Here is a 25,326-nt window from a genome sequence, read left to right as displayed (position 1 = left end):
CCGAAGTTCGGGCTAAGAATACCGGCCTACGGCTGCGGTCGTATCTGGCACAAGCATTCATTTTTGCCCCCAAGTTTGAGGAAGGAAAAAGATAGCAAGGCTATGCGCTGCCCGTTCAATCTTCACCGCGGGGCAAACCGTCATGGCCTGTGCTCCACAACGCCGCGGATTCGACGTGCAGCAATCTATGCGTTGTAGGAGAAAAAGGTGTGTCCAAGGTACCCAGCGCCACCGCTACCCAGGTACTGAGTTCACCTTGTGCGTTGTGCCAGGTCAGCGGCGAGCCGCATGACGCACAAAATGTCCGGGTGACCCCTGGTGAAGAACTGTAGCTGCGCACAAGGTCTTGACCTTGCACCACCGCGAAATCCTGGACTGGGACACGGCCATAAGAACCAAAAGCGGCACCGTGGGCTTTTTGGCACATGCCGCAGTAGCAATGGGACACCGCCTGAATTTCGGAGCGGACTTCGTATTTCACACCGTGGCAAAGGCAACTGCCGTAAAACTGGGTTTGGGCGTGGACCATATTGGGTGGCATGGTGAAACAGGAAGACTCAAGCATATCGTCCTCGCATATCAGGCACGCGATGTGACCACGCGTGATGGTTTTGTGCGCGGCAGCATCTGGCCGCGGGCCTCCATGGCTCCCTAACGCTCCTTGAAATAAACGAACACCCCAGATATCCTGAAGCACCAACAGCGTCACCAGAGGCTCGACCATGCCACTTGATCGGAGCAACTATCCTGGCATTCCGCAAGACTTCCCCATAGAAGAAGTCACCTCCGCTGTGGCCGGCGTCCAGCCCAAGCTGAATCTGGTGGAAGAGGATGGCCGGTACTACGCGTCCGGCACCAATCCTTCGGCCGTCCTAGAGGTGTTTGAGATGTGTGAGGATCTGGTCCTGCAGATGCTTCCCTACTGCCAGCGCAAGAAGGAAGAACTTGGCACCTCAGACGAGGACACTTTGCAACGGGTGCTGCAAGGTCTTATCCATAAGCACTGGTGTACGGTTCCCCAGTGCCAGTGGATCATGCAACAAGTGGCAGACCGGCTGGGCTGGAAGTTTCCAGCCTCGGCATCTACGGCTAGCGTGCCACCCGTCCCCGGGAAATAGGTTGGGCCGAACGCACCTTGGCGACTGGCTTGGCCGCAGGCATGGCCAGTAACTCCACGATGGGTATTTCCAGTCCCGCCGCCAGGGTGTGCAGCACCGTCAGCGTGGGATTCGCCAAGCCGGACTCGATCCGACTCATATAGGTTCGGAACAAACCGCACCGGTCCGCCAGATCCTCCTGCGTCAGCTGATGCTCTGCGCGCAACTGCTTGATGCGCAATCCGAGTGCTTTGCGGGGATCGATGGGTTTGCTGGACACCCCCGCACTGTCAACTTTGTATACTTATTCATACACACACTAATTCATACATTTGAGACAGCCATAAAGGGGAGGAATCATGGAACAGGTTTCTAAGGGCGGGCTTGGTTACTGCGGACAGTGTGGAACGTCCCTGGCCCAGGCTGCACGCTTCTGTGGCAGCTGCGGCTACGACGTGGTCGGCAACGCCCGGAATTCCCAGAATTCCCAGGCCGGTGGCCAGCAGAGTTCAATGGCGCTGGCTCCTGGGCAGCACGACGGCACGGACCTTACCGATGAGCGGCCGTCCATGGGACTGGGTGTGGCCTGGCTGGTCTATCTGGGTGCCGTGGGTTTCCTGGCGGTGTGCTTCAAGTTTGGCTGGACCAATGCCTTTGGCTACGGCTATATGGCCACGGGATTCGTGATGACCAGTTGGGTGATGCGTCGTATTTCTGACTTCCACCCGATGTACAACACCTTGTCGAATGTGGTGGCCCAGAAGGTGTTGATGTTCGTGGCCTGGCCGCTGCGGATGTTTCTGCTGCTGATGCAGCTGACGGTGAACCGGGTGCTGTAGCGTGTAATACCCGTTATGTGTCGGGTATGGAAATACGACGACTCCCCATACCAGCGTCCAGGCGGGCTGCTCTTACGATGTACGCGGCTGGTCAGCCGCCGCCCAAGGGGTCATGGTCCGACGGATCTCTGGGGCAATGTAGATACAGGGTTCTGGCGGCAGACTGAACCGTTTCCGCGCCTGACATCCAGCTTGCCATCAAGGATTGTGAGTATTGCTTCCACACCGCAGCGGCGACGTCGACCGTGACGTCTTGCCCAAGTTCATGCAATGCCTGCTGAACATTGCGTGCGTCTGATATCTCGTCCTCCTCCAGTTGCAGCGCCCCATGGGCGGCGCTGCTGAGCTGGATCCAGCGGGCCAAGTCTGACGCAAACTTCTTCGCGTCTTCGTCCATCAGCCTGTCGAAGTCAGGGCTTCCCAATTCACCGCCGACTGGCACCATGGAATCCCATGCCACGTCTTCATCCGAGGGCGTGTATTCAGCGTCAGATGTGGAGGTTACCGAAATCCGGTCCCCTGGGCCGATCCAGAACTCGTGGGACCCGCAATGCTCGGTAAATACCGCGATGCGATAAATGCCTCCCTCAGCGGGTGTTGCACCCACGTAAAACGCCCGCTGAAATGTCAGATCGGAGCCATCCTTGAATTGGACACGGACACTGTCATCTGAAAAATCTGCCGCCAGCAGGTTGTATTCAAGAATGTCTTCGACAGAGCGGCCCAGTCTCTTTGAAAGTGCCATCTGCCAGTTCTCCAGCATACCGACCCATGGCATGTCGGCCTTTTTCCTGAGGTGGTCAAGCTCTTCCTGGACTGCAGCCCGGATATCGTCTTGGGATGGTGATGGCGAGTCGCCCTCATCAAAGATGTGCTGCAAGCTTGCGCCTCGCGCGTCCATGGTGGCGACGGCGTAGTCAAGCCAAGACTGGAAATTGGTCGGCGGGGTTGGTGCATTCATATCAAACCTCCATCTTTCATTGCGGACTTCCATGGCATCCGTTAAAAATCAGATCGAGTGAATCCTTTGAAGCGGGCGAGGTCCAGAACAACTGGCGAGTCCGACGCCCGCGTCGGTGGCTTCTCTGGGGTGACGTAACTGGCATTATTGGTCGGAATACACAGTAGCGTTGCTGCCCGCGGCATCACTCCTTGAAGCGCGTCAAAGATTCACTCGGTAAATCTATCCTGGTCTCTACCGCCTTGGTGGAGAAGGCAGCGCGTAGCTTGGCCTCGGAGATATTTACGGCGGCGCGGCCAAGCATGCGTCGCATGCGCCCAGGTCGGATGCACGGGAGCGCCGCAGACTGCTGGGCAGCGTGCTCGGCGGGTGACGTTGAAGTTCTACGTAACTGTCATGTCGGTTGTCGATTCCCGGCACAGTTGCACACTAAATGCTGGTCGTGACAATAGTGGTGCACCATTCCCAATAATGGCTATAAATAAAGCCATGATGTGCTGCTTTCGTCAGTAATGGCTTTATTTGAAGCTCTTGTAAATGACAAATAACACCATAGAAGAATTCGAAGCGGACCTGAGAGAGCAGCTCAAGTCGCTGCGTCTGACGCAGAACATCGATCGGGCTACCTTAGCCATGCGTGCGGGCTGCAGCGTCAGTGCCCTGAAGAATTTGGAGTACGGGACTGGCTCCACCCTGCGCACGGTCATTGTCGTAGTGCGGGCCCTGGGGCGAGAAGACTGGCTGCGCAATGTTGCCCCCATGGCCACCATTAGCCCCTTGAGCATGCTTAAAACTGGACGTATCCGCCAGCGGGCCCGCCGATCCACAACATAAGCCCCACCTATGACCATCCGCCCAAACTAGCTCCACCGCCTACAAACCGGCGGCTGCCGTCGGCGGGAACTTGTGGAGCTAGCAGGAGAACCGCTATATATATTCGACATATTCGACGACACGGCTGACGTGCACGGTCAATATGTGTTTGACCTAAGCGGGGGCAACTGCATCCGTGTTGGCACTAGGGTCTATCTCACTCCCAACCGTCAATCAGAAACGAAAAGGGAAGGCCAGAGTTCTCGATGACTTCGTTGATCCACGTATGAAGTATGCGTTGCGCTTTCGGGGGGTGCTTTTGAATGTGCTCTACGTATGCCTCAATCAGCTCTTCCGACTCCGCCCATACGCCTTCTCGCAAATTCTTGAGCGGCTCAGGAAAATCCGGCAGATACCGGACCATCACCAAGGCATGCAAGATACATATCACCCCTGCAAGCAATGTCAAGGTTCTGGCTTTTGCACGGTCAATACGCGTTTCCTCAGCGGCGATTTTTCCCAGTAGTCGTATCGCATTCATCGTCCAGGCTACGAATTCGCGAGGGGCCTGTCCTAGGTATGCCAGGCGAACTTCAATCAGACTGATGGCAACACCATCCAGGCATTCGATATCTTTGAATCGGTCAAATCGACCCGGGGCATCGAATTGTGGGAGCCAGAATTCGTTGCGTTGATCAGGACTTTTTGTAATGCTGGATTTCTGCTCATCAGGCAGTATCAGAGCCCATATGTCGTCCCCCAGTCCTCTATAGATATCCCGTAATTCGTACGGCCCAAGCAGGTAGTCAAAGTCCAGCAGTAGCCAGACCGGGTGGTTGAAAACATAGGCGGAATTTGGCACAACGGCATCGATCCGCCGAACCAGGGATGCGCTTGCGGCAGTTTTTGCCCCCTGGGGTATGACGTCGCCGCGCACATACCTGGACCACTGGCCCTTGGTCAATCCCAGCCCGGATTGGTTGAGGCGCTCCTCTACGAGGTCCGATCTTGTGGAGCCACACCTCTCCATGACATACAGGCTCCAGGTCATGACGCGCAATCGTTCTAACAGGGGCGTTTGGGGGCGTCCTCGTGTGGGCTTCTTGGGGGTGTTCATCCTGATTGCAATTTAATCATATTTAACTGCAATTGGGGTTTCGGTCGCCTTGACTATCGGTGCTTGCGGAGTAGCTTGAACTAACCAAGGCATGTGCCGCGGTGTTTGCGCACAAGAGCGCAGGCTTAAACCAACGCCAGGAAGGACAGCCCAAACGAGCCCAGACGTACAGAAGAAATAAAAAAGCCCGGATCTGCCAGGATCCGGGCTTGAGTCCAAAGCAACCAGTGCTTCGCGTTTTCGTACCCAAAGTATATGGTTTCAACTCCCCGCGTCAAGTGGGGCGGGGAGAAGCTTTGTCTGTCGTTTTGTGAGTTGCTTGCGCTGACCGGATGGGCATTTCCAGGAGTTTGAAATGCTGACCGAACAAGAGTTAGTAGATCTATGCCAAAAGCACCAACTGGGTGAGTTTGCCAGAGCCACGGTGCAGGAGGTCCGTCGCAGCCAGCCATCCCGCGTGGTCCGCAGTGGTACGCACAACGTGGTGACCCACTACGCCAGCCGCAAGATGGGCTGCGTGATCAAAGCCGAGGCCCGGGCAACGGAGTTGGCTGCCATCTATGAGTGGGACCATGACCGCACAACCCACGAGTTTTATGACCAGCCACCGCGTATCAAGAAAATCCATGACCGGGGAGATGGCCGGACCCGAGCAACCAGCTACACCCCGGACTTCTTTGTCTTGGCGGATGACTTTGTAGGCTGGGTGGAGTGCAAGGCAGAAGGCTGGCTTGTAGAGCACGCCCAAGCGCCCGACCCGCAGTATGTACGGGACCAGAACGGCACCTGGCGTTGCCCGTCGGCAGAGACCTATGCCAAGAGTGTGGGACTAGGGTTTGCTGTCCGATCCTCATTGGAGTCCGACCCGATCGTCACGCAGAACATTGCAGACCTGTCCGACTACTACCGCGCGGATTGCCCCCGAGCGAGTGGTGAGCAGATCTTGCAGGCCCAGCAGTTGATGGGCGATGCCGGTTGGTGTTGGCTGCGCGATCTGATCGCCAACGAGGTCGGGCTCGGTGTTGATGCCATATACAAGATGGTGGTGGACGAGCAGTTGCACCTGGATCTCAGTGCCTTCTCCTTGATGCGGGAGCCGCACCGGGTACGGGTCTTTCGTACGAAGGCGTTGATGGATTCAAGCGGCCTATGGCTACCGCCGCTATTGGAATCCCCGCAGAATCGTATGAGCCTGGTATCTCTGGCTCCAGGATCCGCTATTACGTGGGATGGCAGCGCCGCGGAAATCATCAACGTGGGGAAGGCGGAGGTATATCTGCGCAGGGCTGAGGGCACTGTGCAAACCCTGTCGCTGGAGAGCTTCGAACAGATGGTCCGCGATGGGTTGATCCTCGGCCAGGCCAAGGCTGCAGATCCTCGGGCTGAACAGGCGGCGGAGTGCCTCCGGGTTGCCAGTAGCGAAGACATGCGATCCGCCATGCACCGGTACTACTGCCTCCACCCGGAACTGTGCCCTCCAGACGAACCGGCGCACAAGGCATCGGATCGGGCCATCCGCAAATGGAAGGCCATGGCCCATGAAGGCTACGCCAAATACGGTAACGAATTCATCGGCTTGCTACCCAACGTGCGGTTGCGGGGCAATCGCAGTCGCAGGTTCGATCCCAAGGCGGTTGAGATCATGCACGAGGTGATAGAGACCGAAGTGCTGGCTAAATCGGCGCCAGGAAAGTTCAGCAGCTTTTCTATCGTCACTGTACGGTGCAAGGAAGCGGGAGTGGCGGGGCCCTGCAAGAAGTCCTTTTATGCGGAGATCAAAAAGATAAGCACGCCAGAGGCGCGCAAAAAGGCACGCGAAGGAGAAAAAGCTGGCTACGACCTGGAGTTGCCCTATATCAGCCTGGAGCGGGAAACGCCTCGACACGGTACGCGGGAGTTTGATGTGGTGCACATCGACCATACCGAAATGGATCTGCAATTCGTGAGCGAAGCGACAGGGACCAACATGGGCAAGGCCTGGCTGACCGTGATGATCGATGCCGTTACCCGGTTGATTCTGGCCTGGGTGATCATGTTCAATGCACCCAGTTACCGCTCCTGCATGCTGGTGATCCGGGACTGCGTGCGACGCCACGGGCGCATTCCTCGCACCATCGTGGTAGACCAAGGCAGTGAGTTCAAAGGCATTTACTTTGAACAATTGCTCGCCTACCTGGGTATCCACAAGCGTATGCGCCCAGCCAGCCATCCGCGCTTCGGAAGCATTGTGGAACGGTTCTTTGGCCTGAGCAATTCCGCATTTGTCCATGTACTGCGCGGCAACAACAAAGCGCTGCAGTCGCCGCGGCGTATGTCTCCTACCCATGATCCGCGCAAATTGGCGGTCTGGAATCTGCGGGCGTTTCGTGAGGCATTCGAGAGCTTTCTGAATACCGTCTACCACGTGGTTGAGCATCCTGCGCTAGGTGTCAGTCCGAGCCAGGCACAAGAAATAAGTCGTCTGCAGGCGGGTGCGCGTAGCCATATGCTGATCAGCTACAACCGCGAGTTCCTGATCGCCACCATGCCGACGACGGATAAGGGCACCTCGAAGATCCAGCCAGACGGCTCCTTCAAGGCGAACCGGATCGACTACTTTTCTGACAAGTTGATTGGGTTCGCGGGCCAGGAGCTGGCGGTGCGGTACGACCCGTACGATTTGTCCCGCGCATATGCCATGGGCCGCAGCGGATGGATCGAGGCGTACAGCATGTACGCGGGAGAACTTGTAGGGCGTTCAGAGAAAGAGATCGCAGCGATCTCCCAGGAAATCGACTGCATGAACAGCCGTACGGGCATCCGTGAAAAAGACCGTGCGGCCGCCCTGGGCAACTACCTCGTCGGTATGCGAGAACAGGAAGCCGTCATGGCGATTGCGGTGCAGCAGGCCCGTGACCGTGAGCTGCGCAATGCAGACCAAAACGTGGGATTGATCGCAGCAGCCCTACACGGCTCAGATGGGGATGCTCCCACCGAGAGCGTGTCTCCGCCCGAGGGCTCTGTCCATACCGCTACTTTCTCGTTCGCAAACATCACACAGCAAGTACTTGAGGATTTCTGAAGCAATGAACCACATACGTCCCACATTTGATACCGCGTTGCTTGCTCTCCCGACAGAAGATCGGGTGGCATATTTCCAGCGTAAGGTGATCGCACACGAACACCTTACGCAGGCTTTCAACCTGGCGTTGGACAACATCGATTTTTCTTCCGAAGGGGAGATTGTTCCCATTGTTGGGCCGACGGGTGTGGGCACAACCGTGCTTGGCAGAAGAATATGGACGGAATACCAAAGAAAAGGCACGGACGGGGCGTCGTATGACCCCGGTGTCAGAAATGCGAACTCCATCGGATTGGATGCTCCCTGTCAAGCAGGGAGCATTGATGCGAAGTATTGGAATCGCCTGCTTTCTTGTATCTTGTGCCGCGGAGGGGATATTTTGATTGATCAAAAATCCTTTGTGCCAGCCCATGAATTTTCTTTGACCCATTCCCTCCCATTTGGTGACACGGGAAGAATGGGAATCGATGCACTGGTCACCGCCACGGCAAGCATGTTGAAGCACCGCAAGACCAAGGTGGTCTTGATCAACCAAGCGGATAGGTTATTTCCGGAGAGCGATCCGGTGGGCTGTACCCGTAGCCAGCAGATTTTGATGGACCTGGCCGCCAGAACCGAAGCCCGGTTTGTACTGATCGGTGGATACCGGCTCGTCCATGCCTCCTACGAGCGTGACAACTGGTTGCGCCGGCAGCATATCGTTCACTTCCGAAGGTATGACCGGTACAGCCCACACGAGTATGAAAAGTTTGTCCAAGTGCTGATGTCACTGTTGGCGAGCATGCCGACAGATCGGCGTCTGGAAGAAATCAGCCAGGCGGGTGCAGAGCAGTTTTATTTCAGCTCCATCGGGTGTGTGGGAAGCCTGAAGAAAATGCTGACGATGGCCTTTCAGCATTCCTTGCGAACCGGGCAGGCATTGACGGAGTCCTTCATTCTTGATTTTGCGCTTAGAAACGTGGTCGCGGTGGAGGTTGCGAAGGATGCGCGCCTTGGCGAGGCACGACTCACCGATGTGGACTATGACGAGGTGCGGCGTGTGCTCGAAGCCGGCTTGACGCGAGGCCCCGAGAAAATCGTAACAGCAACTCCAGCGAAATCGCGCCAAGGGAATGCTACGGGACGGACTGGCATCGGAGCCCGCCGCATTGGCGAGCGCAAGGCCACACGCGATCCGGTAGGCGGTCTCCATGCATGAGGAAGCGCATGATCCGTTTGCCGAAGGGGATCCGGCTGAATACGCGCCTTCGTTGTACCGCTTGCCGATGGAGGGGCGCTCTGGACAGCCGGAGGGCTTGCTTTCCTGGATTGTTGGGCTGGCCCAGGCGCATTGTGTCGGGCCGCGGCTGCTGTTGCGGCATTTGCTGTCCTGTTCAGATGCCTACAGTGCCGTCTGGCGTGGCTCCACGTTCTTCGAACGCGATAGTGGCACGGTAAACGGCCTGGGGTCATATGCCCAGATGATGCTGGATGTGCTCGGATCGGCCTTACCTGCTGAGCCCGGGCAAATGACGCTGTTGTCCTTGGCACACCTGCTTCCGCGCAATGGCGAAGGCTTGTTGGCCAAGAGCCCCAGATGGTGCCACGCTTGCTTGTGTGAGCAGGCTCGATCCGGAGTCCGTCCCCACTTTCCGTTGGCATGGTCGTTCGAGCACTACCGCGTTTGCCATGTGCACAAGGTGGCGATGAGTGAGCATTGCCCTGCGTGCGGGGGGGCGCAAGCACATTTGCCAAGCTATCCGAGCCTGCTGCATTGCGATACCTGCGGCGGGCCATTGATCGGACCTGTGCCGCTGGGTCATAGCACTCTTGGGCCAGAAATATCCGAGTTCGAACTGTGGTGCTCAGCCGCGCTGGTCGATCTGGTGGAAAAGTTGCCCGCTCTGCGCTGCAGTGGAAGTCTGGAGCATTTCTGTGCAAATGTAGATGCGATCGTGGCGCGGTTCGCGCAAGGCAACCGTAAGCGTCTTTGCGAGGGGATTGGGCTGCAGATATACGCTTTGAATGGATGGATCAACAAGTCGGAGCGGCCATCGCTGACTGTTTTGCTCCGTCTATGCCATGGCGTTGGTCTGATGCCGTCACATATGTTTTTGCCTGACGCGGTGATGCATGCCAGTCGATCAACGCCCATACATACGCCGTCAGGTGCACGTGAGCTTCGGCCGTTGCTGGGGTACCAACAACGCGAGCGGATTCAGAAGCAGTTGGCTGTGATTCTGGCGGATCCCACCGACCATCGCGGGCTAGCGGCGGTGGCCGATCAGGTCGGACTGTCTCGCCATGCGCTGAAGTACTGGTTTCGGGAGCAGTCTTGGGAGATCGTGCGCAAGAGCCGGATGTGTGAGTCTCGTCGGCTGGACGTCCGGTATCGGGAGGACCATGCGTTTCTGAAAGCTACCGTACAGAACCTTTGTGCTGCAGGCGTGTATCCGAGTCGGCGCCGCGTGAACGCCGCTCTGGCATCCCGCCAGGTGTCTCTGATGCGGCCCGACTTGCAGGACTTGTACGAGAGGCAGCGGAAATATTGGCTTAGTTGAATGCCATATTCCTACAGATTTGACGTGCATGCGGAACTACGCGCCGCAGCTTGGGTTGCGCTTTACCGCTGTCGCTCGCTATCGCAGTCTTGATTCACACCGTCGGCAGGTCTGAAACTAGACGCCCGTGTAGTTTGACATGGACTTCACGGGGGCGGTACGGCCTTTTGCGCGTCTGGCCTCACTCGCCTTGAGGATGTCTCGCAACACATCGCGGGCCCACACTGATAAAGTGAGTTCGGCGCGGTTGGTCGCGACGCCGCGAGACTCATTGCGGCGCTAGTCGCGGCCTGATGCCAGGTGCACTGGCCTGATGCCATCAACTTAAGTCGGAGGGTCGAATGGACAATCCAATTTGCTCACGCCGCGGCCTGGTCGTCGCCGTATTGCTTCTCCTGGGTCTGCTCGTCGTGGTTGGACTGTGGTGTGGACAGGCGCGATCGCGCGACGCAAACGCTCACTCGGCGTCCAACAACGATTGCGGCGACGTGGATCCGGTCCCCGCGACCGCCGCGCAGCCTGTGCAGGCCACGCCGTCGTGCAGCTATTGCACGGCCCCCTCTCCAGTCAACTGCACGATTTGCGTGCGAGACAACCCGCGTTTCGAGGTAGGTGCGGACGGACTCGCCACGCAGGTCCTGCGCGTTTGCAACGCAGGCGATGCACCGGTGCCGCTAGCCTTGTCAGTTGGCGATTTCAGTGCCATCGGCCTGGAGGTCAACCCGTTGCCGCTGAACACCACACGCAAGATCAGCGGCGAGACATCCGGCGACAAGCCTGTCGTCGAGGACGGTGCGACTCTGGGGCAGAACAAATGCGTGAATGCAAGGATCGACCTTGGGAGGCTCTGGCAAGCGGGACCGATGACCGCCACACTGTTTAACGGTAATGAGGAATTGGTCAAGCTCGTTGCCTTGCGTCAGCGGGTGCCGTTCGCCCTCAAGATCGACGGGCCCAATCCGGAAGCGCTCGATCTGTCGTTCAGGCGCGGCTGTCCCACGGTGATTCGACTAAGAAACGACGATTCAATGACGTATCGGTTTCGCTGGCGCCTCGAGTTGGGCGAGCATGTGCTGAAGGACGGGGCAACGGTGGCTCCAACGGGCTCATCGGAACTGCGGGTGAAGCTTGATGACTCCGCCTATGGGGTGATGGACAGTGAATTTCTGCGCCCCGCCAAGCTGCAAGGACGGCTTGTGCTGCGGCACGAACCCGACCCCGGGTTTCGGGATCTGCCCGGCGATTCGCAAAGGTTTCCCGTGACGGCGACCTTGCGGGCTTTCGAGCCCACGTATCAGACCCTGGTCAATATGGGTTGGACTTTGATGGTCCTGATGCTCGGCGTCGTGACGTCGTTGGTCATCAATTTCGCGCTGCCCATGCAAAAGCGGCGCGTCGCCTTGAAGAAGGTCTTGGACCAGACCGAAGCACAACTGGGCGGGCGCGTCGGGGTTATCGGAGCGCACACGTTGACTGTCCTGCGCGTCGAGCGGCGACGGTTGCGGGCCAATGTCAGCGATCTGAATCCATTCTTCCCGGACGCCGAGGATGCCATGCCGCTCCTGGAGGTGCGGGTCAAGGTGTTTTGCAAGCGGGTGGATCTAGCGGTACTCGCTAGCACCTGCCTAGTGGCGCTGAAGGACATCAAGACGCTCGGTCTTCACGAGGTTGAACAAATCACCGCCAACTGCAACGTGGCGGTTAAAGTCGCCGAGTTGTCCGCTCCCACGGACGCCGATCTCCAAAGGGCCATGGCCGCCCTCAGCTTGGCGTCTACCCAGGTGGATGCGGAGGATGAACCGCCGACGCAGGCCGCCGTGGACGCACTGAAGCTGCGCGAAGCTTCGACGTCGGTCAGTCTCGGGGAGATACCGGCCATGCTACTGGGTCCGGTTCAGTCACCGGACAACAAGGCTACATGGGGCCGTCTGAATGACCTGCGAGCAGCATTCGATGTGAGCGTAACCCTTCCGAATGCGGGCGACACGGCGATGACGCGTGCCCAGTTTGTCCGAGCGTCGGAAGGGCTTTGGAAGGCCGAAAAGGTCTTGCTTTTCGCGGCGCTGGTGCGCAACGCTGAGAACCCGAAGGTGGCGGCGCAGCGTATGGCCCGTGCTGGCGAGCTGATTGATGCGTTGTCGCCGGGCCCCGATGCGTCAGTAATCTCCGTGCGGGCGCTGATGCGTCAAATCGAGCAGAACGTGAGCGACGCTGCGCTCTTGGACGCTCTTAAGGTGGCCAACACACCGAAGGTTTGGATCGAAGTCGATCCGCGCAGTCCCAGCGAGTATCAGATCGTCGCGCTGCGTCTTCGAATCTCCAAGGCGGGTTTCGATGAGGCCGACGCGCGTCGATCGATCCGGTGCTCGTGGAAAGTCAACGACAGGCCTGTCGATGGAGATGATTGGTCCGTATTCACGTTCTTCGAGCTTCCCGGAACCTTCAAGAACAGACGCTCTCCGACGCAGTTCAAGATCACTGCGGAGTTAGCGGGTCCGGCTGGCGTCAACCTAGTCGTACCGCAAGAAGTGAAGTTAACTCTGCCGCCGCGCATCTTCTTTCGCAGCAGCACGGCACTCTCACTCGCGAGCCTCACAATCACCGTGTTTATCGTGACGATCGGGCTATTGACTGCGGCACAGGAGAAGCTGCAAACGCTGGATTGGGTGTCCGGAACTGTCGCATTGTTGGTGCTTGGATTTGGAACCGATGTCATCAAGCGGGCGCTGTCGAAGCCGTGAGACAGCCAAATGTCAAACCGCACTCAAAATCCAGAAAAGTACGTTTTAGGACAGCCACTCACAAGAGGCCCCTATCACGATCGACGCTACATGTAAACCGCTTACACGCTGTTAAAGCACGTTAAGTTTTTCTGAGTGCGGAGATCGAAGTCATTCCACTTTCCTTGGTATCTGTTCATGCAGAAAAGTATCTTCATAATGATTATTCAAGGAAAAGAGGCACTGATCTAGTGAAAAGATCAGTGCCAATGCTAATCAATCAGACAAAGTTAATTGATATGGGTGCGCACGCCAGTGCTGCACGACATGTTCGAGGTTATCAAACCTCAACCGTGTGTATGAGCGGACGAGCACATCCTTTGGCTTGTAGTCGTTGTTAGACATCTTGCCTCCAAATTTCTGTTAGAGGGCAAATTTATCTTTACTACAGCCATAGACTAGGCTAAGATAATAGCCAGTCTTTTTGTAGGACTGACTGTAGGTGGTGAGGTTTGCTCCCATCACCTCACCTGGTTGATACCTAGGGGTCGCTTATCCGATCACATGGGTTTTAGCCATATCCGAGCCCTCCATATCAGATCAATCCGACTGATTCGGTGCCGCAGTGACGCTGGCTTGGTTAGAAATAGAAAGCCCGGCTCCAACCGGGCTTTCGCTATTGTGCGATTGAGAAAGCAACGACCAGCCGTGAAGTCGATCGTTTTTGAATTCTGGTGATCGAGAGAGCATCTGGGACATCCTAGTGACGGGATGTGCAGTAGCTATTTTTAAATTATGCGTCTCTCTTAACGCCTCTAGAATTTCTTTGGTGTGTAACGGGGTACCCTTTTGTTGAATTGTTGCCCGCACAGCATTGATAATTTTCTTTGTTTCTAGCCGGTCTGCTCGCTTGGGGTTCAGCGGCTGCTGTTCAGCCGTCGACAATGGAAGTACTTCAGTGATATCGCTTAGCCAGGCGTCAAATTCTTGGATAGCTTTGAGGGCTTTATTTTTCTCGATTTCGACCTGTCGGAAGTCGACTTCAAGCTGAGCCAAGCGAGCGTTTAATTTCTCCAGTTCCGCTGCTTCCTTCTCTCGCCCGCGGGCAATGGCGGCTCGAATCGTTGGTGGCAGTGCTTTTGCTTTGGACATTTAGTGGAATGATAACACGTGGAAATTGCTTTCCATATCCTAGGATTGGAATTCAAATTCGCTCATATCCTTGTTCCATGTCGATCCATATTTTTGACTCCGAAGGTGCAGAAGCTTCACTGTGACTCCTGTCGTGTATTTTCTCAGGAGGTTAGGTGGTAAGTTGGGTGGGGCAACTCATTCTTACGAGGATGATCCCGACATCTATGTTTAATAAAAGAGACGCGGGTGGCGCCGGTTGCTTCAGGGAATCCACCCACCGTACATGGCTATCGCCAGCCTGCGCAGAAATGGAGGCCTACGGTTGAAACAGTTTTAAAGCCTGGGCCTCAGTGAAGAAGTTGGAGTCAACCCAACGACTTGCACAAGTCGCACCAGAACCATCAGCAAGTTGGATAAATACCATTTATTTGCGGGATCGAACACTGCACACTATGCAAACAACTCCCGGTCTCTTTGGCGCAGGGTTTCGGACCAATAGCGGTCCTACCAGGGTTTTGTCGCGACATCGGCGGGTGGCTTCTGAAGTTGAAGAGGCTTCGCGTGGTCGCTGGCTTTCGTTGACCCCAATCAAGCGATCTATGGATCGCTCGGAGGCTATCCCATCGCTGCTGCCGATCTTCATAGATTGGCGGCTATCCCGATAGAGCAGCGGGAACTGTCGCTCAACTATCGATCGTCGGAACGGATCACTCGGTACTTCGGCAACTTCAACGTCTTCAACACGACCATAACTGCAGCATCCGATGACCGAGCCTATCCCAGCTTGGTTTCGTACGACACCGCAACCGCGAGGGTCGAACTGGTGAACCAGATTGTCAGACTGATTCGGCACAATGTGGAGACGTTAGGAATTCAACCAAACGAAATTTGCGTCCTGGCTCCACAATGGGTGCATCTTGCGACCATGACGCGGAGGCTTTCGTTCTCCCAATCGTTGGATACACCCGCGATATTTATATTGGCGCGTACGATGGTTCCCGCCGTATCTACCACGTGGAGATTCATGCCAGCCCTGTTTGCGGCGATGGTATACATCATGGTGGCCATGCGCTGGAACAGTCCATCCGTCAGATCAATCCAGTCTTCTGGCGGGATTGCATAGATATCGTGCAGTGTTTTGTAGAGCCAAGGCCCTGCCCTTGCGAAAGCCGGCGCATTGCGCGGTGTCGGGTAGTCGTAAGTATGGAAAAACACCAGAATATCGGCGTTCTGGCCGTTGTCACGCTCGGCCAGAAATAGATCAATGACCGTTCCCATCCCCAACACATACACCAGCACCGACTGGGCCTTGGCATAGGCTCCCTGGGCCCGGCTTCTGTCCAGGGAGGCCTTGGCCAGTGTCGTACTGGCCTGCAAGGTATCGGATTGGCTCCTCGGTCCCCCTGCTCTCGTGGCGCTGGGCGGCTTCCAGCGTCTGGCGGTGTTAAATAGAGATCTCTATTGCGCGGTTGATCGCACTCGATCAGTCCGTGGTATCCCCCATATGGGTGACAACTTTCGCCTACACGGCATCTATCCAGTAGGATGAGGCGTCAATAGCCGTCAGTTTTTGTTACCATTTGTTTCTTCTTGTAATATGCCTTGGTAGGCGCCTTGCTGATTAGGACGATCCACCCGGATAGCTCCCGTCTGGCGGCAGCCGCCGATAGCACAGCAAGAGGCATGCGTTGCGCCACCCGGCGCACTCCCAAATGACATCCACCGGCCAGATCCAAAGAAGTGAAGCGATATCCGATCCAGCGCAGCAGGGGTTTTACCCTCCTGGAGCTGCTTGTAGTCATGGTCATCATCGGCCTGCTGGCCAGCTACGTCGCACCACGCTATTTCGACCAGATCGGTAAAAGCGAAGCCAAGGCCGCGCGGGCCCAGCTCGATGCATTCGACAAGGCCCTGGGCACCTACCGTCTGGATGCCGGCCACTACCCCAGTACCGAACAAGGCCTTAAAAGCCTTGTCGAGCGTCCTGCCGACGAACCTAAATGGTCCGGCCCCTACCTCGCCAAGTCCTTGCCCACCGATCCCTGGGGCAACCCGTATGTGTACCGCAATCCCGGAGACAAGGGCCATGACTTCGAACTCGGCTCCTTGGGCAAGGACGGTCGCGTGGGCGGCACCGGCATCGATGCCGATCTGAGTATTTGGGATTCCGGGCGCTAGCGCCTGCGTGCCGGTTCGCGAGTCCCTCCCATGCGTGTGCAACTCAGTGTTGTCCAGGGCCGCGGCATTCCCCGGGTTCTGGAGCTCGAAGCCGCCAATATCGATGCAGCGCGCAAGCAGGCAGCGGTGCAGGGTTTCACGGTGCTATCCGCCACGTCGGCAGGGTGGCAGTGGCCGGGTTGGGGTTTGGGTTCGGGGCAGCGTGGTTTAGGAGAGCAAGGTGGCAGCCGCTCCAGCGGACAACGCATGGACATCCCCGTCTTCATCGAACAACTGCGCGACCTGCTGATTGCCGGCCTGAGCCTGATCGAGGCCCTGGATGCCCTGCGCCGAGGGGCGCGGGGGGCATCGGTTGCAGTCATCGAGCGCCTGGAGCGCCAACTGCAGGAAGGCCGGACGCTCTCCGATGCCTTCGCGGCGGACCCGTTGTTCCCGCCCTTGCTGGTGGCGCTGGTCCGCGCATCCGAACTGACTTCCGATCTTCCGCAAACCCTGAGCCGATTCCTGGAGCATGAGCTGCGGGTCGCCGAGGTGCGCCACCGCATCGTATCCACCTCCATCTACCCCTTGTTGCTGATGGGCGTGGGGACCATGGTGCTTCTGTTCCTGCTGTTCTACGTCATGCCACGGTTTGCCCGCGTGTTTGAAGGCATGGCGGGAGAGCTCCCCTGGTCGGCCCGCGCCATGCTGGCCTGGGCCCAGGTCTTGCACGCGCATGGCGCCTGGTGGTTGTCCGGCATGGCCGTGCTTCTCCTGGGTGTTGTGGGCCTGCTGTCCTCCTCGGCCATCCGTGCCCGCGTGTTCCGACGCGCCCTGGCTTGGCGTCCCTTGCAGGAGCGCCTGCACACCTACTTCCTGGCCCGCTGGTACCGGGCCACCGGCATGCTGGTGCAAGGCGGTATTCCGCTGCCTCAGTCGCTGCATCTGGCCAATAGCCTGTTGCCTTTGGCCATGCAAGACAGCGGCCGCGCGGTAGAGCAAGGCGTGCGCGAGGGGCTGTCCCCCTCTAGCGCCCATGTGCGCGCCGGCATGGTCACACCGGTGGCGGAGCAGCTGATGCTGGCGGGCGAACGCACGGGCGACCTGGGTGCCGTACTGTCCCGCATCGCCCATTTCCACGAATCGGAAGTCAGCCGCAATCTGGAGCGCGCCATGCGCACCCTGGAGCCGGTCGTCATGGTGCTGATCGGCCTGGGGGTCGGCGTGGTGGTGGTACTCATGTACATGCCCATCTTTGAACTGGCGGCGGCCATCCAATGAAGTCGACGCAGGCAGTACGGCCTAAAAAAACTTGGTACCGGCCCTGGCTCTGGCCCTGGCAACGGGAGATCCCCCGCTTGGAGTCCGGGCAGGTCGCGGTCTCTTCGTCCCTTGCATCCTCGGCATCCTCTTCTTCATCCTCGCCGCTCTCGCCACTCTCGGCCACCCATCCCCTGTTGGCCCGGATTGCGACTCTCCGGGCCCAGGGCTGTGATGATTTGCTGGCCGCGCTGTCGCTGTCCACGCAGGACCCACAGCAACTGACGCAGCTGACGGACGAACTGGGCTCCTTGTTGGGCTTGCCCGTCGTACGCATGCACGACATCCGAGACTGGTTGTTGGCGTTTGATCTGTTGCCATTCGCCGAAGTGGTGCAGCGCCGCTGTGTTCTGCTGAGAGATACCGCCGGGAAGGCAGACATGGCAGACATGGCAGACACAGCAGGTACAGCAGGTACAGCAGGTACAGCAGGTACAGCAGAGAGCGCAAGCGTGCAGCAATGCCAGCAACTCCATCTTCTCGTGACGGACCCCTTCAATACCGACCAATGTGCCTGGGCCCTCACCCGCTGGGGCGTCTCCAGCGTACTGCTGGTGGCCCCCGAAACCTTGGACGCCCTGCTGGCACAGGCCGAGGCGGGGATGACGGCATTGGGCTCTCTGGGCGAGCTGGCGGGCGTCGCGTTGGCGGAGCAAGGGGGCGATGCTGCTTTGTCCGACATCCTGACCTTGCGCGACATCGGCGCCGATGCCAGCCCGGCCATCCGTTTCGTTAATTCGACCCTCTACGATGCGCTCAAGGTGGGTGCTTCGGACATCCACCTGGAAAGCGATGCCACCGGCTTGAACGTCAAGTTCCGCATCGACGGGGTGCTGACCGCGATACGGCGCATGGACAGCACGGAGCTGGCCACCCAGGCCATCAGCCGTATCAAGGTCATGGCCCAACTGGACATCGCCGAACGCCGCGTCCCCCAGGATGGGCGTCTGCAAATCGGCTACCAGCGCCGCAACATCGACGTGCGCGTCTCCATCATGCCCAGCATCCATGGAGAAGATGCGGTGTTGCGTATCCTGGACCGTGAACATCTGGCGCAGAGCCTGTCCGGGCTCACCTTGGCCAAGCTTGGCTATGGTGAAGCGGAGCAAACAGCCTTGCGCCAGCTGTGCCGCAAGCCCCACGGCATGATGCTGGTGACCGGCCCCACGGGCTCCGGTAAAACCACCACCCTGTATGCCGCCATCGCCGAGACCCACCAGTCCCGCGACAAGATCATCACCATCGAAGACCCGGTGGAATACCAACTCCCCGGGGTGCTGCAGATCCCGGTGAATGAACGCAAGGGCTTGACCTTCGCCCGCGGTTTGCGCTCCATCCTGCGCCACGACCCGGACAAGATCCTCGTCGGAGAAATCCGGGATGCGGAAACGGCCCAGATCGCCATCCAGTCCGCCCTGACCGGGCATCTGGTGTTCACCACGGTGCATGCCAACACGGTGTTTGACGTGGTTGGGCGTTTCGACCAGTTTGGCATCGATGCCTACACCTTTGCCTCGGCCATCAACGGGGTGCTGGCCCAGCGCCTGCTGCGCCGACTCTGTCCCCACTGTGCCGAAGCCGAAGATCCGACGCCGCTACAGCGCAGTCCCGAACTGCTGGAATTCCTGGCGAGCTATGCGGAAACCCCGGCCTTCAAGGTCGCCAGAGGCTGTGAGCATTGCCGCGGCACCGGCTACTCCGGGCGATTCGCCCTGGGCGAACTGCTCACGCTGACGCCCGCGCTCAAATCCCTGGTGGCCAGCCGCGCGCCGCAGATGGATATCCAGGCCGCGGCCGCCAAGACCGGTTGGTGCAGTTTGCAGAGCCAGGCCTTTGAAGCTGCAGCGCGTGGCATAACCACGCTGGAGGAGGTCGAACGTGTGGCCGTTTGAGCGCAAGCGCGAGCAGGAGTACCTGCGGATCGGACGCCATGCCTTGGAGCGATGGTCAGGACCGGCGAGTGCGCTGTCGCTGGTGGCGCGGCAAGCATTGCCGGAAGGTGCAACCCTGTCCTCCACTGAGTTGCAATCCGCGCTGCTTCTATTGTTTCCCAACCCTCCGCAGATGAAGATCACGGTGCTGCTGGAGTCCGCTTGGCTTCCCGTGCTCCTGCTGGAGGTGGGCGCCACGCTGTGGACCTCGGCCCAGGTCGAGCCCTTGCTGAGGCATCGCCTGGGCAGCCTGTACGGTGAACCGCAAGGCATGCCTGTGGACTGGGAGCTGCGGCTGGACTACGTCCCCGGACAGCCGTTTGCGCTGGGCTACGGCATCCCCGCACAGCTCCGGCAGTCCCTGGTCGCGGTGGGCCAGGTTTTGGGGCTGCGCTGGGCGGCGCTCTTGCCAGCGGTTGGCTGGGGATTCCAGCGCCTCCGCTCGGCGTACCGCGCACGCGACAGAATGGACAGGAGCAGCCGGAGCAATAGGAGAAATAGGAGCGGTAGGACCGACAGGAGCAACAGCACCAATAGCACCGACAAATCCGTCTGGTGGGTCTGGCCAGAGCAGGACCGCCTGCTGCTTGCCAGGGTGGAGGGCCAACGCATGGTTTCCCTGCATCCCGGCCTCGCCTTGACAGACAACTCTGCAAGCATCGTGCGGATGGTGGCCGCCGAAGCGGCACGTACCGGCAATGGTGTAGCCGATGCGCCTATCCGTGCCGCGACCTGGTCTTCCGGGATGGTTGCAGCTCCGGCTTCGGATCGCCTGGAGTGGTGTTCGATCACGGCTCCCGCATTGCCTTGCGTGGCCCAGTTGCCTCAGAGCGGGCCTTCCGCCGTGGGTGGTCAGACATGCGCCTGAACCGTATCGACTTCCTGCATCCGGTCACCTCGCCACGGGTGGGGTGGATCCTGTTGGCGTTCGGGGGGATAGCGTTGGGCGCTGCCATCTGGCTGGACCAGCAGTGGACGGCCGAGCGCACGGAGGTTCAGCGCGTGCACCAGACAGCGTTGGCAGCCTTGGCGGAACAGCAGGCGAAGGCAAAGCCGGTAAGGGCCGCTGCACCGACCCAGGCGGAACGCCGTGTGCGCCAAGCCCAAGCCGAACTGCGGCGGCCCTGGCTGCCGGTATTGCGCGCCGTGGAGTCTGCCGCAGTGGCACCTGTCTATCTGTTGTCCTTGAACGTGGATCCCCTCACGGGCCAGGTCAAGTTGGAGGCCGAAGCATCGAGCTTCGACCATGCCTTGGCCTTTGTGCAGGTGCTGGACCTGGAGGGCGCATTGCAGCCGGCCACCCTGCAGTCGCATGCGGAAATACCCGCCCCCCAAGGTGACAAGCCCTGGGTCAAGTTCAGTGCCACCACGCAGTGGAGTATCCGGTGATGCCCGCCAAGATGCCCGTCTTCCGATCTCTGCAAGTGCGTTTCGCGCGGGCAGAGCAAGCGATTGGCAAAGCCGGTCTCTGCGGTGTCGCCCTCATGGCGGTGGCGCTGGTTGTGGTGGGGCTCGCGTGGAGCGAGCGGTCCCGTGCTGATCTACCGCTGCCGTCCGCAGATTCTGGCGTGGACCTTGTCCGGGCGCCTGTGGCGTCGCAAGCCAGCCCACTGTTTGCAGCCGAACCAGAGCCAGAATTGGCGGTCGTCGGCGATGTCCCCCTGTTGCTGACGCAAATCAAGCAGATCGCGCTGGGCAATGGACTCGGTTGGACCGCGGCAGACTACCGCATCACTCCTGCGACGGATACACAGCCAGCCGGCCTGGAGATACGCAGCACCTTCAAAGCCTCCTATCCCCGACTGCGCAAGATGCTGTCCCAGATTCTGCGGGAGGTTCCCGCCAGCACGGTGCGGGAGTTGAGCATGTCCCGTCCCAGCAGCGACATCGCGGAAGTGGATGCCAAACTGACCATCGCCGTGCTGCTGCAAGATGCACCGCCTGCACCGTCTAGGGCACCTGCAGCAACTGCTGCACTGGCGGCACAGAAAGCAGCTGTTCAAACGCTGGCAGTGGGTACGCCATGAAGCAGCGGCGTCTTACCCTGCTGCTCCTGGTGATGGGCGTCTTGATCCTGGTGCGCTGGTGGGTACCGAATCCGTCCAGCCAGGTAGCCACGTCCGAGGCCGTGGTGCGTCCCAATATGCCGCCAGCAGTAGCTTCCGTGGCACCCGCTCCAGGGCTCGCTGGATCTGCGCCAACACCTCCCCAGGAGGTATCCGTATCCACCAAATCAGAAATAACCGCAGGACTTGCTACGGCAGCCCTTGCGGTGGATATGCCCGGCAACGCCTTTGCGGTACGCATGCCGGTTGTTCAGCCGGCGCCACCCCCACCACCGCCACCACCCAAAGTAGCGCTCGTGGCACCGACACCGCCACCACCCGCGCCAGCGCCTGCTCCTCCGCCCATACAGGTGATCGGTACCTGGGATGACGGGGTGGCGCCTGGCGTGTTTGTGTCCACGCCCAACGGTACCCAGTTGGCACGCAAAGGAACCGTGCTGCTCACGGAGTACGTCGTGACGGCTTTGACGCCCCAGCAAATGACCGTTCAACACACTGCGACCAAACGCGAGCTGCAGCTCAGCATTCCCCGCGTGGCGGGTAAATAATTTTTACGGACCGTGTCTGCTTGTCTTATGCGCTTTTCTATATGACTCCTCTCCGTCCTGAAATCTCTGATGCCTGGCTGCGCGACGTGCAGCGCAGCACGCGCCGCAGCGGCATTGCATTTGCCTGCACGCTGTTGCTCTTGGTCGGAACTTTGCTCAGCCTGGAGGGGTGTACCGGCTACCAAGCCTTCCGCGAAGGCCAGTCCAAGTTGGCCGAAGGGCAGACCGAAGAAGGCTTGGCCAAACTGAACCAGGCCATGCTCCAGGATCCGGCTAACACTGAATACCGACGGACCTACTTCACGCAGCGCGAGAACCAGGTGAATGCCCTGGTGCGCGAAGCCGAGCAGGCCACGGACCAAGGTGGCTTTACCACGGCCCGCCATGCGTATGAGCAAGCCGCCCGACTGGACCCGGCCAACCGGCGGGTTGCGGATGGCCTGGCTCGCACCGACAGCGCGGAGCGGCACTGGAAGGCGCTGGAGGCTGCGGTCGCCCTGGGGCGCGAGGGCAAGCTCGACAGCGCGATTGCCAAGGTCCAGCAGGTGCTGTCAGAGAATCCGGCCATGCGCCGTGCCACCATCATGTTGCGGCAATTGATGCGCCAACAGGCCGATGCCTCGGGCAAGGAGCTGGGCATCTACCCCAAGCTCAAGGCGGCCTACCGTGTACCGGTGTCGCTCAGCTTCACCAACGCCACGCTCTTGCAGGTGTTGGAGTCCTTGCGCCAGGCGTCAGGTTTGAACTACATGCTGGAGCGCGACGTCAAGCCGGACCTGCGCGTCACTATCTCCGTGACCAACAAGCCGGTGGAAGACATCCTGCGTTTGCTGCTGGCGACCAACCAACTGGATAAGCGGGTGCTGGACGACGACACCTTGCTGATCTACCCCAATACGGCGGCCAAGGTGACCGAGTACCGGGAAATGGTGGTGCGCACCTTCTACCTCACCAACACGGACGCCACCAAGATGGCCAATGTCTTGAAGACGGTGGCCAAGGCCCGCGATGTGGTGGTCGACGAGAAACTCAATCTGCTGGTGGTGCGCGACTCCGCCGAGGTGATCCGTCTGTGCGAGAAATTGATCGCGGCCCAGGACCTACCGGATCCGGAAGTGATGCTGGAGCTGGAAGTGCTGGAGGTCAGTGTCAGCCGCTTGCTGGAGCTGGGCATCCAATGGCCGAGTTCGGTGTCCGCCGGTGTGGTGGGCACCGACGGTGTCGCCGGCCAGCTGCGCTTGAATGAGCTGCGCAACTACAACTCCAGCATGGTCAAGCTCAACTTCAACGACCCGCTGGCCTCTGCGCAGCTGCGCAGTACCAAGGGTGACGCCAATCTGCTGGCCAACCCGCGGGTGCGGGTGCGCAGCAAGCAGGCCGCCAAGATACTGATTGGTGAACGCCTGCCCGTCATCACCACCACCACCACCGCGAACGTAGGCTCCTCCAACAGCGTGAGCTACCTGGACGTGGGTCTCAAACTGGAGATCGAACCCACGGTCTTGCTGGACGACGACGTGACCATGAAAATCGCCCTGGAAGTCTCCAACGTCCTGGGCACCATCACCACGGCCAGCGGCACCCAGGCCTACCACCTGGGTACGCGTAACACCTCCACCAACCTGCGCGTACGGGATGGCGAGACCAATATCCTGGCCGGCCTGATCCAGCGGGATGAACGGCGTTCCAACACCGGTGTCCCGGGCCTGAACGAGATCCCGGTGGTCAGCAAGCTGTTTGGCACTTCGCAGGACAGCGACACCCGCACCGAGATCGTGCTGCTGATCACGCCGCGCATCGTGCGCAATCTGGAACTGCCGGGCGTGGGTCTGCAGGAATTCCTTTCTGGAACAGACAGTGCCGTGGGTGGGGCTCCGATCCAGTTGGGACAACCCGCAGGTGCTGCGCGGGCCAATACCACGAATACCCCGGTGAATGCAGCACCGCCCAACCCGACACCCCAGCCACAGAGCGCTACGCAGCCGACTGCTCCACCGACGCCCGGAATCTATGTGCCAGGTACACCTGCCCGTACGAATGGCGCGGTACCGGGTGCATCCGACTTTGTACCGACGGCGCCACCGGCGTTCACCGCGCCCCCTCTGATTCCTACCTCGCCAGCGCAGTAACAGGCGACCTCCCATGCGCAAGACTTCGTCTCCTGTGCTTCTGCGCGGCGCCCCTCGGTCTCATCGTGGCTTCAGTCTGGTCGAGCTGTTGGTGGTGCTGGCCATCATGGCGCTGTTGGCCAGCATCGCGATGCCCTTGACGGAGCTGGCGCGCCAGCGCGGTAAGGAAGAAGAGCTGCGTCGCTCGCTGCGGGAGATTCGTACGGCCCTGGACAACTACAAGCGCCTGGTCGACGTGGGACGTATTGAACGCGCCGCCGATAGCTCGGGTTATCCGCCATCGCTGGAGGTTCTGGTGGATGGAGTCAAGGATGCGCAGTCGCCATCCGCCAGCAAGCTGTACCTGTTGCGCAGCCTGCCGCGCGATCCGTTTGCACCGGCAGAGATTGGAGCCGCGGCCGATACCTGGGCCCTGCGCAGCTATGCCAGCCCGCCCACCGATCCCCAGCCCGGCAAGGACGTGTACGACGTGCACTCCAAATCCACGGCACTCGGTTTGAATGGCCTGGCCTACAAGGACTGGTGATGCTGCCGCGTACCTACATTGGGATGTGCGCCCCAGCTACCCCAGCCACCCCGGACGGCACCCCGAACCTGCCCGAGGCCCGTCGGACAGGAGTGGCCAACAAGCGAGCCCACGGGTTCACGCTGGTGGAGCTGCTGGTGGTAATGGCCATCCTGGCCTTGCTGCTGTCGATTGCGGCACCGCGTTATTTTGAATCGGTGGACCGGGCCAAGGAAGCAGTGCTGCGTACCGACTTGCATGTGCTGCGAGAAGCCATCGACAAATACCGCGCGGATACCGGGCAACTCCCTGCGTCCTTGCAGAGCTTGGTGGAGAAACGCTATATCCGCAGCCTGCCTGTGGATCCGATGACGGATACCGCGGATGG

26 protein-coding genes are annotated in these 25,326 nt (G+C 59.3%); 18 read left to right on the top strand and 8 right to left on the bottom strand.

All coding sequences use genetic code 11. The features are described 5' to 3' along the window. Positions 1-115: 115 nt before the first annotated feature. Entirely contained in the window at positions 116-448 is a 333-nt protein-coding gene (locus AC07VY_RS02325) for a GFA family protein (protein ID WP_495096404.1), read from the bottom strand. On the opposite strand from AC07VY_RS02325, the gene AC07VY_RS02320 reads away from it, so the two are divergent. After that, a complete protein-coding gene (locus AC07VY_RS02320) occupies positions 353-655 on the top strand; it encodes a hypothetical protein (protein WP_495096417.1) in 303 nt (100 codons plus the stop codon). The two genes, AC07VY_RS02325 and AC07VY_RS02320, sit on opposite strands and share 96 nt — an antisense overlap. Positions 656-722: 67 nt before the next feature. Then, entirely contained in the window at positions 723-1,118 is a 396-nt protein-coding gene (locus tag AC07VY_RS02315; RefSeq protein ID WP_495096128.1) for a hypothetical protein, read from the top strand. Here AC07VY_RS02315 and AC07VY_RS02310 read toward each other — a convergent pair. Continuing rightward, positions 1,090-1,377 carry a helix-turn-helix domain-containing protein gene (locus tag AC07VY_RS02310; RefSeq protein ID WP_495096127.1) on the bottom strand — a complete coding sequence of 96 codons (288 nt, stop codon included), beginning with the start codon at positions 1,375-1,377 and terminating at the stop codon, positions 1,090-1,092. The genes AC07VY_RS02315 and AC07VY_RS02310 overlap by 29 nt on opposite strands. Positions 1,378-1,456: 79 nt before the next feature. Here AC07VY_RS02310 and AC07VY_RS02305 point away from each other — a divergent pair, with 79 nt between their 5' ends. Beyond that, positions 1,457-1,936 carry a zinc ribbon domain-containing protein gene (locus AC07VY_RS02305; RefSeq protein WP_495096126.1) on the top strand — a complete coding sequence of 160 codons (480 nt, stop codon included), beginning with the start codon at positions 1,457-1,459 and terminating at the stop codon, positions 1,934-1,936. A gap of 91 nt (positions 1,937-2,027) precedes the next feature. Here AC07VY_RS02305 and AC07VY_RS02300 read toward each other — a convergent pair whose 3' ends face one another. Together AC07VY_RS02300 and AC07VY_RS02295 are read right to left on the bottom strand one after the other, a co-directional pair. After that, positions 2,028-2,897, bottom strand: coding sequence for a hypothetical protein (locus AC07VY_RS02300; RefSeq protein ID WP_495096125.1), 870 nt, complete (start codon positions 2,895-2,897; stop codon positions 2,028-2,030). A 184-nt stretch (positions 2,898-3,081) separates the two neighbouring features. Further along, positions 3,082-3,210: a hypothetical protein gene (locus AC07VY_RS02295; protein WP_495096124.1), complete on the bottom strand. Its 129-nt coding sequence runs from the start codon at positions 3,208-3,210 to the stop codon at positions 3,082-3,084. Positions 3,211-3,434: 224 nt separating this feature from the next. Here AC07VY_RS02295 and AC07VY_RS02290 point away from each other — a divergent pair, with 224 nt between their 5' ends. Beyond that, entirely contained in the window at positions 3,435-3,731 is a 297-nt protein-coding gene (locus tag AC07VY_RS02290) for a hypothetical protein (protein WP_495096123.1), read from the top strand. Positions 3,732-3,927: 196 nt separating this feature from the next. Here the strand turns inward: AC07VY_RS02290 and AC07VY_RS02285 are convergent, their stop codons facing one another. Continuing rightward, the gene (locus AC07VY_RS02285) at positions 3,928-4,761 is read right to left on the bottom strand and encodes a hypothetical protein (RefSeq protein ID WP_495096122.1); all 834 of its coding nucleotides are present in this window, start codon (positions 4,759-4,761) and stop codon (positions 3,928-3,930) included. Positions 4,762-5,182: 421 nt separating this feature from the next. On the opposite strand from AC07VY_RS02285, the gene AC07VY_RS02280 reads away from it, so the two are divergent. From AC07VY_RS02280 to AC07VY_RS02265, 4 genes are all read left to right on the top strand, one after another. Continuing rightward, complete coding sequence (locus AC07VY_RS02280) at positions 5,183-7,888, top strand: TnsB C-terminal domain-containing protein (RefSeq protein WP_495096121.1); 2,706 nt, start codon at positions 5,183-5,185, stop codon at positions 7,886-7,888. Between the two features lie 4 nt (positions 7,889-7,892). After that, complete coding sequence (locus AC07VY_RS02275) at positions 7,893-9,086, top strand: hypothetical protein (protein WP_495096120.1); 1,194 nt, start codon at positions 7,893-7,895, stop codon at positions 9,084-9,086. Beyond that, complete coding sequence (locus tag AC07VY_RS02270) at positions 9,079-10,428, top strand: TniQ family protein (protein WP_495096119.1); 1,350 nt, start codon at positions 9,079-9,081, stop codon at positions 10,426-10,428. Before AC07VY_RS02275 ends, AC07VY_RS02270 begins: the two co-directional genes overlap by 8 nt. A 341-nt stretch (positions 10,429-10,769) precedes the next feature. After that, the gene (locus AC07VY_RS02265; protein WP_495096118.1) at positions 10,770-13,169 is read left to right on the top strand and encodes a hypothetical protein; all 2,400 of its coding nucleotides are present in this window, start codon (positions 10,770-10,772) and stop codon (positions 13,167-13,169) included. Positions 13,170-13,748: 579 nt separating this feature from the next. Here the strand turns inward: AC07VY_RS02265 and AC07VY_RS02260 are convergent. The 3 genes from AC07VY_RS02260 to AC07VY_RS02250 form a co-directional block, all read right to left on the bottom strand. Beyond that, the gene (locus AC07VY_RS02260; RefSeq protein WP_495096117.1) at positions 13,749-14,300 is read right to left on the bottom strand and encodes a hypothetical protein; all 552 of its coding nucleotides are present in this window, start codon (positions 14,298-14,300) and stop codon (positions 13,749-13,751) included. An 855-nt stretch (positions 14,301-15,155) separates the two neighbouring features. Continuing rightward, positions 15,156-15,659, bottom strand: coding sequence for a hypothetical protein (locus tag AC07VY_RS02255; protein ID WP_495096116.1), 504 nt, complete (start codon positions 15,657-15,659; stop codon positions 15,156-15,158). A gap of 176 nt (positions 15,660-15,835) precedes the next feature. Continuing rightward, complete coding sequence (locus tag AC07VY_RS02250; protein WP_495111337.1) at positions 15,836-16,090, bottom strand: hypothetical protein; 255 nt, start codon at positions 16,088-16,090, stop codon at positions 15,836-15,838. Between AC07VY_RS02250 and gspG the strand changes: the two genes are divergently transcribed. The 10 genes from gspG to AC07VY_RS02200 all read left to right on the top strand — a co-directional run. Further along, on the top strand, positions 16,023-16,460 hold the full coding sequence (gspG, locus tag AC07VY_RS02245) for a type II secretion system major pseudopilin GspG (protein ID WP_495096115.1): 438 nt from the start codon (positions 16,023-16,025) through the stop codon (positions 16,458-16,460). The genes AC07VY_RS02250 and gspG overlap by 68 nt on opposite strands. A gap of 30 nt (positions 16,461-16,490) precedes the next feature. Continuing rightward, on the top strand, positions 16,491-17,720 hold the full coding sequence (locus tag AC07VY_RS02240; protein WP_495096114.1) for a type II secretion system F family protein: 1,230 nt from the start codon (positions 16,491-16,493) through the stop codon (positions 17,718-17,720). 176 nt (positions 17,721-17,896) lie between these two features. Beyond that, complete coding sequence (locus tag AC07VY_RS02235) at positions 17,897-19,651, top strand: GspE/PulE family protein (RefSeq protein ID WP_495096113.1); 1,755 nt, start codon at positions 17,897-17,899, stop codon at positions 19,649-19,651. Further along, positions 19,638-20,558: a hypothetical protein gene (locus tag AC07VY_RS02230; RefSeq protein WP_495096112.1), complete on the top strand. Its 921-nt coding sequence runs from the start codon at positions 19,638-19,640 to the stop codon at positions 20,556-20,558. The genes AC07VY_RS02235 and AC07VY_RS02230 overlap by 14 nt, the downstream gene beginning before the upstream one ends. After that, a complete protein-coding gene (locus AC07VY_RS02225) occupies positions 20,549-21,079 on the top strand; it encodes a hypothetical protein (RefSeq protein ID WP_495096111.1) in 531 nt (176 codons plus the stop codon). Before AC07VY_RS02230 ends, AC07VY_RS02225 begins: the two co-directional genes overlap by 10 nt. Continuing rightward, positions 21,079-21,717: a hypothetical protein gene (locus tag AC07VY_RS02220; protein WP_495096110.1), complete on the top strand. Its 639-nt coding sequence runs from the start codon at positions 21,079-21,081 to the stop codon at positions 21,715-21,717. The genes AC07VY_RS02225 and AC07VY_RS02220 overlap by 1 nt, the downstream gene beginning before the upstream one ends. Then, positions 21,714-22,304 carry a hypothetical protein gene (locus tag AC07VY_RS02215; protein WP_495096109.1) on the top strand — a complete coding sequence of 197 codons (591 nt, stop codon included), beginning with the start codon at positions 21,714-21,716 and terminating at the stop codon, positions 22,302-22,304. Before AC07VY_RS02220 ends, AC07VY_RS02215 begins: the two co-directional genes overlap by 4 nt. Positions 22,305-22,345: 41 nt before the next feature. After that, entirely contained in the window at positions 22,346-24,433 is a 2,088-nt protein-coding gene (locus AC07VY_RS02210) for a secretin GspD/PilQ domain-containing protein (protein WP_495096108.1), read from the top strand. A gap of 13 nt (positions 24,434-24,446) precedes the next feature. Further along, positions 24,447-24,959, top strand: coding sequence for a type II secretion system protein (locus AC07VY_RS02205; RefSeq protein WP_495096107.1), 513 nt, complete (start codon positions 24,447-24,449; stop codon positions 24,957-24,959). Further along, a partial coding sequence (locus tag AC07VY_RS02200; RefSeq protein WP_495096106.1) for a type II secretion system protein occupies positions 24,959-25,326 on the top strand: 368 nt, incomplete at its 3' end. The genes AC07VY_RS02205 and AC07VY_RS02200, both read left to right, overlap by 1 nt.

Source organism: Rhodoferax sp. GW821-FHT02C08, assembly GCF_059421805.1.
This window is presented reverse-complemented; position numbering and strand designations above follow the sequence as displayed.